Annotated in this window: 15 protein-coding genes; 10 read left to right on the plus strand and 5 right to left on the minus strand. The window is 41.1% G+C overall.

The window, feature by feature from the left end:
- Nucleotides 1–26: 26 nt before the first annotated feature.
- On the minus strand, nucleotides 27–1,040 hold the full coding sequence (locus CL667_08515; GenBank protein MAL17742.1) for a hypothetical protein: 1,014 nt from the start codon (nucleotides 1,038–1,040) through the stop codon (nucleotides 27–29).
- A gap of 129 nt (nucleotides 1,041–1,169) precedes the next feature.
- Between CL667_08515 and CL667_08520 the strand changes: the two genes are divergently transcribed.
- From CL667_08520 to CL667_08535, 4 genes are all read left to right on the plus strand, one after another.
- Nucleotides 1,170–1,988 carry a carbon-nitrogen hydrolase gene (locus CL667_08520; GenBank protein MAL17743.1) on the plus strand — a complete coding sequence of 273 codons (819 nt, stop codon included), beginning with the start codon at nucleotides 1,170–1,172 and terminating at the stop codon, nucleotides 1,986–1,988.
- Nucleotides 1,989–2,077: 89 nt separating this feature from the next.
- A complete protein-coding gene (locus tag CL667_08525) occupies nucleotides 2,078–3,292 on the plus strand; it encodes a 2'-deoxycytidine 5'-triphosphate deaminase (GenBank protein MAL17744.1) in 1,215 nt (404 codons plus the stop codon).
- Nucleotides 3,289–3,516: a hypothetical protein gene (locus CL667_08530; protein ID MAL17745.1), complete on the plus strand. Its 228-nt coding sequence runs from the start codon at nucleotides 3,289–3,291 to the stop codon at nucleotides 3,514–3,516. The genes CL667_08525 and CL667_08530 overlap by 4 nt, the downstream gene beginning before the upstream one ends.
- A 55-nt stretch (nucleotides 3,517–3,571) precedes the next feature.
- Nucleotides 3,572–4,267: a hypothetical protein gene (locus CL667_08535; protein MAL17746.1), complete on the plus strand. Its 696-nt coding sequence runs from the start codon at nucleotides 3,572–3,574 to the stop codon at nucleotides 4,265–4,267.
- Nucleotides 4,268–4,326: 59 nt separating this feature from the next.
- Here CL667_08535 and CL667_08540 read toward each other — a convergent pair whose 3' ends face one another.
- Together CL667_08540 and CL667_08545 are read right to left on the minus strand one after the other, a co-directional pair.
- Nucleotides 4,327–4,878, minus strand: coding sequence for a hypothetical protein (locus CL667_08540; protein ID MAL17747.1), 552 nt, complete (start codon nucleotides 4,876–4,878; stop codon nucleotides 4,327–4,329).
- A gap of 68 nt (nucleotides 4,879–4,946) precedes the next feature.
- Nucleotides 4,947–6,101 (minus strand): hypothetical protein, encoded by a 1,155-nt coding sequence (locus CL667_08545; GenBank protein MAL17748.1) that lies wholly within the window; start codon nucleotides 6,099–6,101, stop codon nucleotides 4,947–4,949.
- Nucleotides 6,102–6,246: 145 nt separating this feature from the next.
- Between CL667_08545 and CL667_08550 the strand changes: the two genes are divergently transcribed.
- Both CL667_08550 and CL667_08555 read left to right on the plus strand, forming a co-directional pair.
- Nucleotides 6,247–7,266, plus strand: coding sequence for a low specificity L-threonine aldolase (locus tag CL667_08550; protein MAL17749.1), 1,020 nt, complete (start codon nucleotides 6,247–6,249; stop codon nucleotides 7,264–7,266).
- Nucleotides 7,267–7,389: 123 nt separating this feature from the next.
- Nucleotides 7,390–7,848, plus strand: coding sequence for a hypothetical protein (locus tag CL667_08555; GenBank protein ID MAL17750.1), 459 nt, complete (start codon nucleotides 7,390–7,392; stop codon nucleotides 7,846–7,848).
- 113 nt (nucleotides 7,849–7,961) lie between these two features.
- Here CL667_08555 and CL667_08560 read toward each other — a convergent pair whose 3' ends face one another.
- On the minus strand, nucleotides 7,962–8,861 hold the full coding sequence (locus CL667_08560; protein ID MAL17751.1) for a 3-methyladenine DNA glycosylase: 900 nt from the start codon (nucleotides 8,859–8,861) through the stop codon (nucleotides 7,962–7,964).
- A 111-nt stretch (nucleotides 8,862–8,972) separates the two neighbouring features.
- Here CL667_08560 and CL667_08565 point away from each other — a divergent pair, with 111 nt between their 5' ends.
- On the plus strand, nucleotides 8,973–9,839 hold the full coding sequence (locus tag CL667_08565; GenBank protein ID MAL17752.1) for a hypothetical protein: 867 nt from the start codon (nucleotides 8,973–8,975) through the stop codon (nucleotides 9,837–9,839).
- Here CL667_08565 and CL667_08570 read toward each other — a convergent pair.
- Nucleotides 9,799–10,332, minus strand: a complete 534-nt coding sequence (locus CL667_08570) for a hypothetical protein (GenBank protein ID MAL17753.1) — start codon at nucleotides 10,330–10,332, stop codon at nucleotides 9,799–9,801. The genes CL667_08565 and CL667_08570 overlap by 41 nt on opposite strands.
- Nucleotides 10,333–10,378: 46 nt before the next feature.
- On the opposite strand from CL667_08570, the gene CL667_08575 reads away from it, so the two are divergent.
- The 3 genes from CL667_08575 to CL667_08585 all read left to right on the plus strand — a co-directional run bounded on the left by CL667_08575 (nucleotide 10,379) and on the right by CL667_08585 (nucleotide 13,783).
- Complete coding sequence (locus CL667_08575; GenBank protein MAL17754.1) at nucleotides 10,379–11,002, plus strand: thioredoxin family protein; 624 nt, start codon at nucleotides 10,379–10,381, stop codon at nucleotides 11,000–11,002.
- A 65-nt stretch (nucleotides 11,003–11,067) separates the two neighbouring features.
- On the plus strand, nucleotides 11,068–12,246 hold the full coding sequence (locus tag CL667_08580; protein MAL17755.1) for an aspartate aminotransferase family protein: 1,179 nt from the start codon (nucleotides 11,068–11,070) through the stop codon (nucleotides 12,244–12,246).
- Nucleotides 12,247–12,421: 175 nt separating this feature from the next.
- Complete coding sequence (locus tag CL667_08585) at nucleotides 12,422–13,783, plus strand: succinate-semialdehyde dehydrogenase (GenBank protein ID MAL17756.1); 1,362 nt, start codon at nucleotides 12,422–12,424, stop codon at nucleotides 13,781–13,783.
- Nucleotides 13,784–13,842: the final 59 nt, after the last annotated feature.

The following is a 13,842-nucleotide window of genomic DNA, read 5'->3' on the forward strand; positions in this document are numbered from 1 at the left end:
GCGGTGTTTTATGCCCATGCCGAATATTAGTCTTTAACCCTTAAGCTTGAGTCTCTCACTTTCAGCCCAACAGGAATCATGCTTACAATGCCATCAGGAGTCTGGGGATTTTTGAAGAGTGACATCATCTGTTCGATAGCGGTTCTTCCCAGCTTGTTATAGTTTGTATCTACTGAAGTTATGTTGGGATGGTGTGATTCGCATTGAGGGAGATTATCATATCCTGCAATGGCCAAATCCTGGGGTATATTTACGCCATGAGCTTTAGCCGTTTCCATGAAACCGACTGCCATTTCATCATTTAGAGCAAAAATAGCTTCAGGTTTTATATCACTTTCTTGATATGCGTGAAATGCCCTGACTCCGGATTCAGCAGAATAATCGCCCGGAAAAGTCCATACTACCGATTTTTCAGCAACGTGATTAACATAATCGGTAAATCCATTCACTCTGAATCTAGCTTCGGTCAGTTTTTTAGGGCCTTCTATAATTCCCATTTTTTCAAACCCCTGTTCATGAAAATGCCGAGCCACAAGAGAAGCACCCTGATAGGAGTCAAAAGTAACAGTATCAACTATAGAGTGATCGATATTCGAGCAAGAAATAATTGAAAAGTCATCAGGACTTGCTTCTAATGCTTTCTGGTAATCACTTTCACTCAATCCGGGTAGAAAAAGAATGGCTCCATGATAGCCTAATACCCTGATATGAGATAAAACGGGCTTCAATTCTTCTATGACCGGGTTTGAGTTGAACATGCTGATGCGGACATTCTTTTCTTCGGCACTATCAATAAATCCCCGGACGAAAGAGCTGTAAAATTCTCCGGGTCTGAATTCAGTGATTAAGGCAAATGTAGCAGCTTGTACTGCAGGCAAAACTTTGCGTTTATTTTGAATCGGATAGCCCAATTCAAGCGCTTTGGATATAATTTTTTTAGAGCTTTTATCGGGAGCACCGCTTTCACCGCGTATCACCCTTGAAACCGTCGATATCGAAAACCCTGTCGCTTCAGAGATATCTTTAAGCGTTACCTTCATTTAGTAAGTGTATTGAGTACAACTATGAAAAATAATTTCAGAAATATAATATATTTTTTCGGCTAAAATCATTTTGAATACTGAAATTTTGATATCGATTTCGGCTAATAAAATGCATACCATTGTTTTATGAAAATCGCTCTCATTCAACAAAAATGTACTCCAAGTAAAACGGAAAACCTGAATAAAGGGCTGACCTCTGCAAGGTTAGCAGCAAAAAAAGGGGCCAATGTAATTTGCTTTGCTGAGCTTGCTTTTGAGCCGTTCTACCCACAACACAAAAACCCTGAGAAGCCTGCTCAGCATGCTGAAGAAATTCCAGGAGAGATAACCACCGCTTTTTCTGAACTGGCAAAAGAGTTAGGAGTGGTTATTGTCCTGAACTTATACGAGAAAGCCGGAAATGCACTTTACGACAGCTCTCCGGTAATTAATGTGGATGGCTCAATAATGGGAGTAACCCGAATGGTCCATATCACTGATTATGCCTGCTTTCATGAGAAAGAATACTATACGCCCGGCAATAATGGAGCACCGGTTTATGAGACTCCATTTGGCAAGATTGGGATAGCAATTTGCTACGATCGGCACTATCCGGAATATATGAGAGCTCTGGCGGTTGCTGGTGCAGAAGTTGTGTTTATCCCGCAAGCCGGGTCGGTGGGTGAATGGCCCGAAGGTCTGTATGAAGCTGAAATAAGAACGGCTTCTTTCCAAAATGGTTATTTCACAGCGTTGTGTAACAGAGTGGGTGAGGAGCCTAAACTGACTTTTGCGGGGGAATCCTTTGTGAGTAATCCGGCCGGAGAGGTGATTGCCAAAGCGGGCTCAGGAACTGAGGAAATTTTATTTTGTGATTTAGATCTTGAAGAAGTCCAAAGCTCCCATGCCCAAACCCTGTTCTTGAGGGATCGCAGGCCCGAACTCTACAAAGATTGGATAAGCTAAAGGGACTCATTGTTTATTATTCATGATTCCATATTGAATATTAACATGTGGTCGTTATCTTCCTCTGAAAACAAGCACGTAATTTCGATATGTCTGAGACTCTGAAAGAAGTTCAGCTTCGCACCAAAGGAATTTTACCGGTCCAAAAACTCAAGCTCCTCTCCGAGCTTGGTATTATCACGTCGCACAAAGACTATCCCATACAGGAAAATCAATTTCAGCCCAACTCTATTGATTTACGGCTTGGCGAGGTTGCTTATCGTGTTCGCTGTAGTTTTTTACCTGAAAATGAAACGGTAGAGGAGAAAGTTGGCAAGCTGAAGATGTATGAGGTACCCATTAAGGATGGAGCCGTTCTTGAGCAAAATTGTGTGTACATAATCCCGCTGCTTGAAGAATTAAATCTACCTGAATCTACCCACACTGTGCAATCGGGTTTGGTAAATGGCAGTAAAAAGGAAAGTGAGATTAGGTTAGGAACCGTTGAAAACCTTTCTGCCAAAGCTAATCCTAAAAGTTCGACCGGACGCCTGGATGTTTTTACAAGAGTGATTACCGATTACTCCCACCGATTTGAAGAAATCACCCCTGGTTACAAAGGAAATTTATATCTGGAGGTGGTTCCCAAGTCTTTTTCCATCAAGGTGAAAACCGGACAGCGGTTAAATCAATTGCGTGTTCGTCATGGCTTTGAAGTTATTCCTGATCAGGACTTATTGCGTGTTCATGGCTCAGATCCTTTGCTATTTGATGAAGATTACAAGCCGGTTTCAATGGAGAAGATCAAAGTGAAGCAAGGACTTTTCATGAGTGTTGACTTGAAAGGTAAAAAGGGAGATGTGATTGGATATAAAGCGAAGAAGCACAACAACTATATCGATCTTGATCATATCGATCATTATGCTGTAGAAGAATTTTGGGAACCAATCTATGCTCAGCAAAATAATCAGCTTATTTTGGAGCCGGAAGCATTCTATATTTTTGCATCAAAAGAACGAATTCGAGTACCGGCTCACCTTGCTTGTGAAATGATGGCCTACGATACGGGCTCCGGAGAGCTTCGCACACACTACGCCGGATTTTTTGACAGTGGGTTTGGCGGGTCAGTAACGGATAAAGGAGCAAGAGCCGTTTTAGAAGTCCGTTCCCACGATGTTCCCTTCATGATTGAAGACGGACAAACGCTCTTCAGCATGCAATTTGAGCCAAATGCCGAGAAACCCGATTTTGTTTATGGGGAAGAAATCGATAGCAATTACCAAGGGCAGGATTTGAAACTCGGAAAGCATTTCAAGCAACCATGAGCTCATTTTTAGTATCTAAATGCATTTGCCACAAAAAAAACTTCAATGAAGTTAAGGAGTATGCAGAAGCTAATGGGTATTCTAAAATTGAAGAATTGCAATCTGATAACTTCTGCAGCAACAGCTGTGGGTTATGTATTCCTTATATAGAACTAATGTTCGAAACCGGTGAGACAGAATTTGAGCCGGGAGCCTACTATAAGAGAACATCAGATATCGATTAATGAATGTTGAATTTCGAATAAATTCTATTTGTGATTAGCACCATAGCGCTTAATTATGGACAATATCTTTTTTGCACATCCTGAAAACATCAAAGGAAATCAGCTGGAGCTGGTTGACCAAGAAGCAGTGCACGCTTCAAAAGTGCTTCGCTTTGAAAGAGGGGATGAATTGTATGCAGCTGATGGAAAAGGAAATATCTACCAAACAGGTATTATTTCCGCTAGCAAAAAATCAGTAATAGCTGAAATTCAGAAAACAGATTTTGAAACTGAACCCAGGATAAAGAAGGTATTGGCTTTTGGAGCCATAAAGAAAAGGGATCGTTTAGAGTTTACCGTAGAAAAAGCAGTAGAGTTGGGAGCCTGGGAAATTTGTGTATTTAACGCTGATCATTCTGAACGTTCAAAAATAAACGAAGAGCGGCTGCAGTCAATTGTGATGAGTGCCTTCAAACAGAGTAAAAGAACGTGGCTGCCAGAAGTGTTATATCTGGAGTCGATGGAAGAAGTTCTTAATCACTACTCAAATCATGCTCCTTTAATGGCTCATATAGATTCAAAAGTAAATAAGCCAAGCAAATTGACAAAGCCTGAAAACCTACTTTTAGTGGGTCCTGAAGGTGGATTCTCTAACCGGGAAGTGCAGCTGGCTAAAGAGCATGATGTGGAGTTTATTTCATTAGGCAAAAACAGACTGAGAGCAGAAACAGCTTCGATTACTTTTCTATCCCAGTATCTTTATTCCGAATAGCCTTGAAATAAGAAAGCCCGGCTCAGACCGGGCTTGTTCAAATCTGGATGAGGCTTAAATTATGCTTCAGCCATCATATTTTCAGGATTCCAGCATTCCTGAGTATTAGTTTCTGCCTCTTCTGCAACTTGATTAATATCTAAGTCTGAAGCTACTGCATGAGGAAGAATTCGGCTTGTTTCTGTAATTAAAGCCGCAATCGTCGTTAAGCTTGATTTGGTGAAATCAACCAGTTTGTCTTCGCCGGCTCCTAGTGCTGCCGTATGCAACATCGTATATCCTGATGCAATCATACCTAATGCCGTGTAATCGTCTCGTAACATTTTTGAGACGGGATCTTCTCTTTGTGTATTCAGAAATCCAGCTATGGAACCTGAAAAACCCGCTACTTTTTCCTTGATGGTCGCGAGGGTAGAGTCATTGACAAAATCTTCCATCTTATCAAACTCATTGATTTGTTCCGTCAATGCTACATCAATATCATGTAGTAAATCTACCGCTTTGGAGTTGTTAACTTTGCTTGATGTCTTTTGTGTTTTGACCACACTTAATGTGTGCTTCGTAAGTGCGTAAAGGTCAGTTGTATAATCTTGAAGCTTCTCAGTTTTCATAATAATATGTGAATATGTGTTTCTACTTCTTATTCAATCTATAAAATGGATGTGAGACTGTTATCGTTTCATAAATTCTTCCAAATGGCCTTAAAAAACGGCATATACGGCACAGAGGACATTATTTTGAGGTCTTGCTTGAAGTTAGTTTCTTCTCCCAGAAATCTGAAAATTTCATCAAAGTTGTTCTTCTTAAAAAGAGACTGAAATACTCTGAGGCTATCTTCGGTAGAGTTGGATAGAATGTGAAGCAACAGCAGGTCGTAGTAACGATACTTGAATTTTGACTGTTGCGGAGGAAGAGGGTCAAATCCCTGAATAAGATTCTGGGCAAGACCCTGTGTGTAATCCTGAATTCGGGTAAACGTGTAGCCGGTACTCGGCTTTGTCTGCCCGGCAACCGACCCCAGATTTATAATATTATTTTGGTAATAAGGAATATGAGGGCGGTCTTCCATGGGAATCTCACCATACTCTTTTCGCTTGATTTCGTAATGCTCTTTATCCAGCCCAAAATTATGATACAAATAATGTTTGATCCGCTTCTTGTACTCCTTCTTCTTTAGAGTATCCTCAGAAAATACGGTGAACTCCAGCAGAGCTTTTTGATGGGTATAGGGCAGCACATACATGAATCCGACTCCGGGCCTGAAGTCATTGTCAAAATCCATAATTGTGAAAGTCTCTGGATCAAAGGCAGGCTCAAAGGTCTTAATTTCCCAACCCAAAAAATGCTGTTTGAGCGGATATTTAATTTGGTCTTTGTCCAGATCTTTAGGCTTCATAACACTCTGGAAAATGTAATCTGCAATGTAGCTATCGCCACCTTTAGTCAATAAAACAGCTTTTTTCTTATGAGAGGAGAAGTCTAATATATTCTCCTCGAGCAGATCAAAATTTTTACGCTTTGTGAGTTCACGAAGCACATACTCACGAAAGTCGCCACTGCGAATACAATAGTAACTGTATTCATTTAAATATCTAAAGGTGCTGTAGTCTAAAACAGATACCCAGGTTTTTTTCCATTTTTTAAATATGATATCTCGGAAAGGGGGTTCTTTGTTTGTCCAAAAACACCAGGTTTTATCATTAACGGGCGCAAAAACAGAATCGACAACAAGCACTTCACCTTTGTACCCGCCTTTGGCTAAATACCAAGCCAGGCTTAAACCTGCGAGTCCGCCACCGGCAATAATAATGTCGTATTTGGCTTCTATCTTCAAAGTGTAAATGTCCCCCTAAAGTGTCTCCTTAATAAATAGAAGTACTGATCTTTAATACTTTTTTTCATGAGCTGAGTGAGCGTGACTTATGTTCGCAGCAGGTATTGATTATATTCCTTGAAATTGAAAAAGCAAAATACAAACTATGATTGATTTAAGAAGTGATACAGTTACTAAGCCAACCCCGGAAATGTTGGAAGCCATGATGTCGGCTGAAGTTGGTGATGATGTATTTGAATCAGATCCTACAGTAAATAAGTTCCAGCAAAAAGTAGCCGATATGTTTGGGATGGAGGCCGGACTTTTTGTCCCCAGCGGAACCATGAGTAACCAACTGGGCATTAAGGTGTTAACCAATCCCGGCGATGAAATTCTGATTGATGAAAAGGGACACATCTTTAATTATGAATCTTCTGCGGCTTCTGTTTTGTCAGGTGTTCAAATAAATAAGTTAGTGGGGAAGCAGGGGAAATTAAATCGGGAAGTACTGGAAAACTCAGTTCGTGGAATTTATGACTGGGAGCCCAAAACAAAAGTTGTGTGTGTAGAGAATACTACAAATAAAGGTGGCGGAGTGTGCTACACCAAAGAAGAATTGAGAGCAATCAAAGCATTTACTGATGAGCATGAGCTTGCTGTTCACCTTGATGGTGCAAGAATTTGGAATGCAATGACGGCTACTGATATCGAGCCATCTTTTTTTGGTGAAATTGCTGACACTATTTCCGTTTGCTTTTCTAAAGGATTAGGAGCACCGGTCGGCTCCATGCTGCTGTCCTCTAAAGAGCATATTGCTACGGCAAGGCGCTATCGGAAAATGTGGGGCGGCGGAATGAGGCAAGTTGGCTTGCTGGCAGCTGCTGCTGAATATGGGATGGAACATCACTGGCCTTTGATGAAGGAAGATCACCGTAGAGCAAGAGAAGTGGCTGAAGTTATTGCGGAATGTTCCAAACTTTCTGTTGACTTGGATAGCCTTCAAACAAACATTCTCATTTTTGATGTGCTTGAAGAAGATGCCACTTCTGCCTTAAAGAAGTTAGAAGAACAGGGCATCATAATGATCCCATTTGGACCGAGAACCATCCGGGCGACCTTTTATTTTGAAATTGGGGATGATGAGGTCGCGACCATTAAAGAGGTGTTGAAAAAGCTATTTGACTAAGGATGTGTTCACATTCAAATAAAGAATGCAACGGTTGGAATAAGTAAAGTGGCGGGATTGTAACTAAAAGCGTATTTATTCGTGATACGATTAGATAATATTCACATCTCAATCTTTCAAATTATGAAGAAGTCAAGGACACTAAGTTTCATTCTCGCTTTAACGCTAATCCTCGTGGGAATAAATGCCACTAACTATGTACCCACCGAAGAAGCGGCAGTGAAGGAAATAATCATGGATGGATATGTACATGGCGCTTTTAATGAATTAAATCCTGAAGCCATGGCCGAAACCTTTCATAAAGACTTTGCTATTTTCTCAGCTAATGGTGAAGAGATAAGCCGCTATCCCATTTCAAACTGGATTGAAGGGACTAAAAGGCAAAAAGAGAATCCAGACTTTGATCCTGAGAATAACGTGTGGGAACCAAAATTTACAAATGTAAGCGTAACTGGAAATGCAGCTTCTGTTGAGCTAGAGTTACATCACAAAGGCCAGCATGTATTTACTGATTACCTTTCGCTTCTTAAATTTGAAAGCGGCTGGAAGGTGGTTGCTAAAGTATATCATCGGCATCAATGAAATTGAAAGTTGATATGGTGATAAAGTGATTAGGAATGAATTTGGCTATGCTCTCTATCACTATATCACCATATCACTATATCACCATATCACCATATCACCATATCATCCTATCAACCCTCAACTCTCAACAAAACCTCTTTCATCTTATCAAGAATCCGCTGCCGAATCGGTAAGCCTTTCTGGAAAATCATTTCCTGTTTGGCTTTGTATTCCTTTCGGCCGGCATCAGTCTCAATTTTGATAGGCTCTAAGCCTTGATCTCTCAAATCGTAGGGACTGGCTTGCATATCGATATGCCGGGCTTCAACGGCCAGCTCAAAGGCATCGAGGATGAGCGAGCTTGGAATCCATGGGTACATTTTGAAAGCCCATTTGTATAAGTCCATATTGGAATGAATGCAGCCCGGCTGTTCCATTTCATGAAATTTTTCGCGAGATAGCTCAAACTTGTTCATGGGTTGAGCAGGTTTGGTAAAGAATCGAAACGCATCAAAATGAGTGCAAAGGAGAGGGCGTGATTCTACAAACTCAGCAAGTTCATCCCGCTCCATTCGCATGGGTACCTGATTATGCCTTGGATTATCGCTCTTATACACCATAGCCCATTCATGCATCCCAAAACATCCGAAAGAAGGTCGGCTTGATTGCGTATTTTCGAGCATCTGAATCATCCATTCTAAGGAAGATATTCTCTTTTTAGGAAACAAAGCTAGGTCTAAAAAGGCAACACCATCATCAAGGGTCAATTCACTTATCTCAGGAAGCTGATCAAAATCAGAGAAAGCTAATTTTACTCCCATTCCCGGTGACCATCGTCTCAATCCGGATGGGCGAAAGGCATAGTATTCGAATAAAAAATCCATAACCGGATTTTTTTCATGTCGTGATCGGGCTGCCAAATAATCATCCAGTAAGTCACTCACCCGGTGTTCATGAGCTGACTTTTCCTGAAGCCATTCCGACTCTGAAACCTGATTTACATTTCCTACCTGTTCTGTCTCTATTAACATGGGGCAAAGATAAGGAATGATTATTTAGGAATTAAAAATTCAAAATTAAAGATTAGATTAAGCAGGGGAAACCGTTTATAATCTTAATTTATCTTTCATTTCTGTCTTCGGATGTCAAAACAAATTCTCAACTTTCTCATCCATCTTCGTCTGCATTACCAGTTTTTTATCCTTTCGGGGGGATATTTGATTGCGGCACTATTTGTTGAGCAGGTGAACTGGGAACAATTCTGGCTGCAGTTTCTGAATGTCCATATTCTATTGTTTGGCGGTGCTACGGTTTATAACTCTTGGTGGGATAAAGACGAAGGTCCCATTGGCGGGCTAAAATCACCCCCAAAAATGAATCAATGGATGTGGCCGGCTTCGTTGGTAATCCAATTTATTGGGCTTACATGGGCAATGTATATAGGCTGGAATTATGCAATCATCTATGCAATCAGCATGCTATTCTTTTGGTTGTATTCTACCCCATTAGCTCGATGGAAGGGAAAGCCCATTCGAAGTATAATAGCTATTGGAGTGAGTACGGGAAACAACTCTTTCTTTTTAGGATTTTTAGCGGCAGGCGGTTATCCCATTACTTTTACTGAAGACCTGATTGCTTTAGGCGTTGCCCTAATTATTTTGAGTTTATACCCGGTTTCTCAAATCTATCAAACAGAAGAGGACGGCAAAAGAGGGGATGAGACTTTTGCCATAAAGTATGGATTGGCTGGAATAAAATGGTTCTTTGCCATCTTATTCCTTGTTGGTGGATTCATATTATCTGCCATGCTATTTCAGACAGCCCATACTTTGGGACTTATATTTGGTGGGGTAATATTAACAGCGTATTTGCTAATCAGCTTTTTCGTTTGGAAACTGAAAGGCAGGGAAGAGGAATACGAAACCGTAATGCGTCTTAAGTTCTTCGCTTCTTTTAGCTTTGTGCTGTTTATAGTTGGAACTCTAGGGTGGCAGGCTCTCGCTCTATAAGTGCCTGTGCTTCTGCGATTAAGGCACTGAAACTTAAAGTAGGGTGGATGACATCATTCAACCTGTTTAATGTAACGGGCTTTTCAAGGACAGAAATTGAACCCTCATCATTACCTTTATTAAATGTCCCTTTTCTCTTGAGGAATACAATACGTGTTTTTACTTCAGATTTGAGATAGGAACCTAATTTCAGAACCATCTCTGGGTCTGAATCTGCATCAATGAAAGTGAAAGTTGGAGCTTTTGATTTGGAGGTTTCTGCTGCAGTATCAAAATCACGTGCTTCAAACACATTATGAACATAAAGTTCACCAAGCATTCTTCTCATTTCTTGTTTCACAATAAGACTTTCACTAACCACTAAAGCTGATTTTCGTTTCTTCATATAATCTCCAAATAGTTTTATTGTCTTTGATGAAATACGCAGAACTTCAAAAACCGGATTGGAACTTATAGCTTTCCAATCAGCCTGATTAGTTCTTTCGATAAACAATGAAAGGTGTAATGCCTAATTTGAACTAATCAAAATCTCAGGAAATATGTATTTAGTGACAGAAGGCGCCATCGACCAAAATATCATCGATAATGCTCTTACCTATGAAGAGTACACTGATCTGATCAACGGACTATACACGGTTGGGAAAACGACCAACGATGATAATTCAGAAAGTCAGCTCGAATACACCAAGCTGAATATCCACCGATCTTCCAAGTGGGATAAGCGAGGAAAGATTTCTGATGAGTTGACTCAAGAATTGCATTCTTTTCCTTATGAGATGGTTTGGGTGATGATTACTGAAGGCTGGTGTGGAGACAGTGCACAAATTGCCCCATTCATCAATAAAATGGCTGAGAGTTCCAACAAGATAGAGCTTAAAATTTTGTTGCGAGATCAATATCCTAAGGTGATGGATGCCTTCCTCACCAATGGCTCGCGTTCTATTCCCAAGATAATTGCCCTCAAATCAGATACTTTAGATGTAGTCGGCGAATGGGGTCCACGACCTAAAGAAGCTCAGGAAACTTACTTAAGTGAACGAGCTGACCCAGGTATTGAGAATAAGATTGCAACCCAAAATCTCCATCTGTGGTATGCCCGAAATAAAGGCAAGGCTGTTCAGCAGGAATTTCTCACACTGCTGGATGAATGGAGTGCTAAATAATCCGCAATCAGCTTATCACTTATCAAACATCCTTACTATCTTCAGTTTGAATAAATGAAAAGCCTTTGAAAGATAAATTTCTGCAATTTGTAGCCCAAACAAGCGATGCTCCAATGGGATTGGAAATATCGCACGCGGAAGGACCATATCTTTATACAAAAGACGATCGGCAATTTGTAGATTTCATTTCCGGTATCGCTGTGAGCAGTCTGGGTCATCGCCATCCCAAAGTGATTAAAGCGATTCACGAACAGGTTGATAAGCATCTTCACGTAATGGTTTATGGTGAATTTGTTCAAAAGCCTCAGGTTGAATTTGCAGAGTTACTCACTAATAATCTTCCTGAACAATTGAATCAGGTTTATTTTGTGAATAGTGGCACTGAGGCCAATGAAGGGGCCTTAAAGCTCGCAAAGAAGTATACGGGACGTTCCAAACTTATAGGCTTCAGGAATAGCTATCACGGCGATACACATGGGTCTTTAAGTGTAACCGGGCGTGATGTTTATCGGGATCCTTATCTGCCTTTATTGCCAGACGTCCATTTTCTGGACTTCAATGCAGATGAAGGTCTTGAGCTGATTGATAAGGAAACCGCTGCAGTTATTATGGAGCCCATTCAGGGTGAAGGCGGAATTATTCCAGCTCGTAAAGAATGGCTACAGGCCGTAAGGGAAAGATGTACAGAAGCAGGTGCACTTCTTATTTTTGATGAAATTCAAAGTGGTTTTGGCCGTACGGGCAAGCTGTTTGCCTTCGAAGAATATGAGGTCGTCCCTGATATCTTATGCCTTGCAAAAGCAATGGCCGGCGGAATGCCGATGGGAGCTTTTGTTTCCTCTTCAGAATATTTTCAGACTTTTAAATACGATCCCCCTTTAAATCATGTAACTACTTTTGGCGGTCACCCGGTGAGTTGTGCCGCTGCTTATGCGAATCTCAAAGAATTGCTTTCTGGAGATTATCTGAGCAGAGCTAAAGAGATCGAGCGGATTACAAAAAAGAAGCTGACCGGAAAAGGAATTGTAGAAGTCCGGGGAAAAGGAGCCATGCTTGGTCTTCAGTTAGAAAGCTGGGAGCTTACAAAAGCCGTAGTGGAGGATTGTTTTGATGAAGGCATTTTGCTTGGATGGACGCTCCATTCCAATACACTCATCCGGCTGGCTCCGCCACTTATCATTGAAGATGAGTTGCTGAATGACGTGCTGGATACCATTTTAGTAGCAGTAGAAAAACATGCGTAATTGAACACGGATGAAGCAGATTTAGCGGACGGTCACGAATTTTTTAGAATAAAGTAGAATCAAGCAAATCCTGCAAATCATGGTTCAAAATCCCAAGTGGAGCAAAAAATCGGAATTACAATCCTTTTCAAATAGTTTTAAAAAGAAAAGGGAATTCAGATCAGAAACAAACCATATGAAGACCATCAATCCCGCAAACGGTAAACTCATCAAAGACTATAAAGAAATGGGCTTTGGTGAGGTTGATCAAATTATTCAGAAAGCAAATCAGGCTCAGATACTTTGGAAACAGAAAAGTTTCGAGCAACGAGCTGCCTACCTAAATCGAATTGCTGATTTGTTGAAAGATCAGAAAGAAGAACTTGGTCGATTAATGGCCGAGGAAATGGGGAAGCCTCTGCAGCAGGGAATAGGCGAAGCTGAGAAATGTGCTTGGGTTTGTGAGTACTATGCTGAACATGCCGAGGAATTTTTGTCGGATGAAGCAGTAGAAACAGATGCCTCAAAAAGCTATGTGACATTCAATCCATTAGGAGTAGTTCTGGCAATTATGCCGTGGAACTTCCCATTTTGGCAACTCTTTCGTTTTGCAGCACCCGCATTGATGGCCGGTAACGGTGCCATCCTCAAACATTCTGAAAACACGACGGGCTGCGCGCTTAAGATTGAAGAAATTATCCATGAAGCCGGTGTCCCAGAGGACCTATTTCGAACTATCATCCGTGATAAATCAGAGATGAAAGAAGTAGTTCAGCATGAAGGGATTGCCGCGGTAACCCTGACCGGAAGTACTAAAGCTGGGAAAGCAGTTGCGTCACAAGCCGGTGAGGCGTTGAAGAAAACAGTGTTAGAACTTGGTGGGAGTGACCCCTCAATCATTCTCAAAGATGCAGACATCAAAGCAAGCGCAGAAACTTGTGTGAATTCTCGTCTCTTAAACAGCGGACAAAGCTGTATTGCAGCAAAAAGATTTGTGGTCGTTGAAGATGTTTATGATGAATTCGTTGAGGAGTTTACTTCCTTAATGAAATCACGGAAAGTAGGCGACCCTTTTGATGAGGATACTGATTTGGGGCCGATGGCACGAACAGACCTCCGAGACCAACTTCATGAACAAGTTCAAAAGAGCGTAGAAAAAGGGGCTTCACTTTTATTGGGTGGAGAAAAACCAGATGGAGATGGCGCCTATTATCCGGTTTCGATTCTTGCTGATGTTCAACCCGGAATGCCAGCCTACTCGGAAGAATTATTTGGTCCGGTGGCAAGTATCATAAAAGTGCGGGATGAAAATGAAGCAATCAGAGTGGCCAACGACACAAATTATGGATTGGGAGCTTCAGTGTATTCGCAAGATGTAGCACATGCCGAGGAAATAGCAGCTACTAAATTGGAAGCCGGATGCTGCTTTGTAAATGACTTTGTTAAATCAGATCCACGTCTTCCTTTTGGTGGAATTAAACACTCTGGTTATGGCAGGGAATTGGGACTTTATGGTATTCATGAGTTTGTTAATACCAAAACGGTTTATATAAAATAATAGTTGAGGGGTTGTAAATAGATAAAGCCAAACATTGGGTTAACAACTCTCAACTTTCA

The organism is Balneola sp. (assembly GCA_002694685.1).
In the GTDB taxonomy this organism is placed as follows: domain Bacteria; phylum Bacteroidota; class Rhodothermia; order Balneolales; family Balneolaceae; genus Gracilimonas.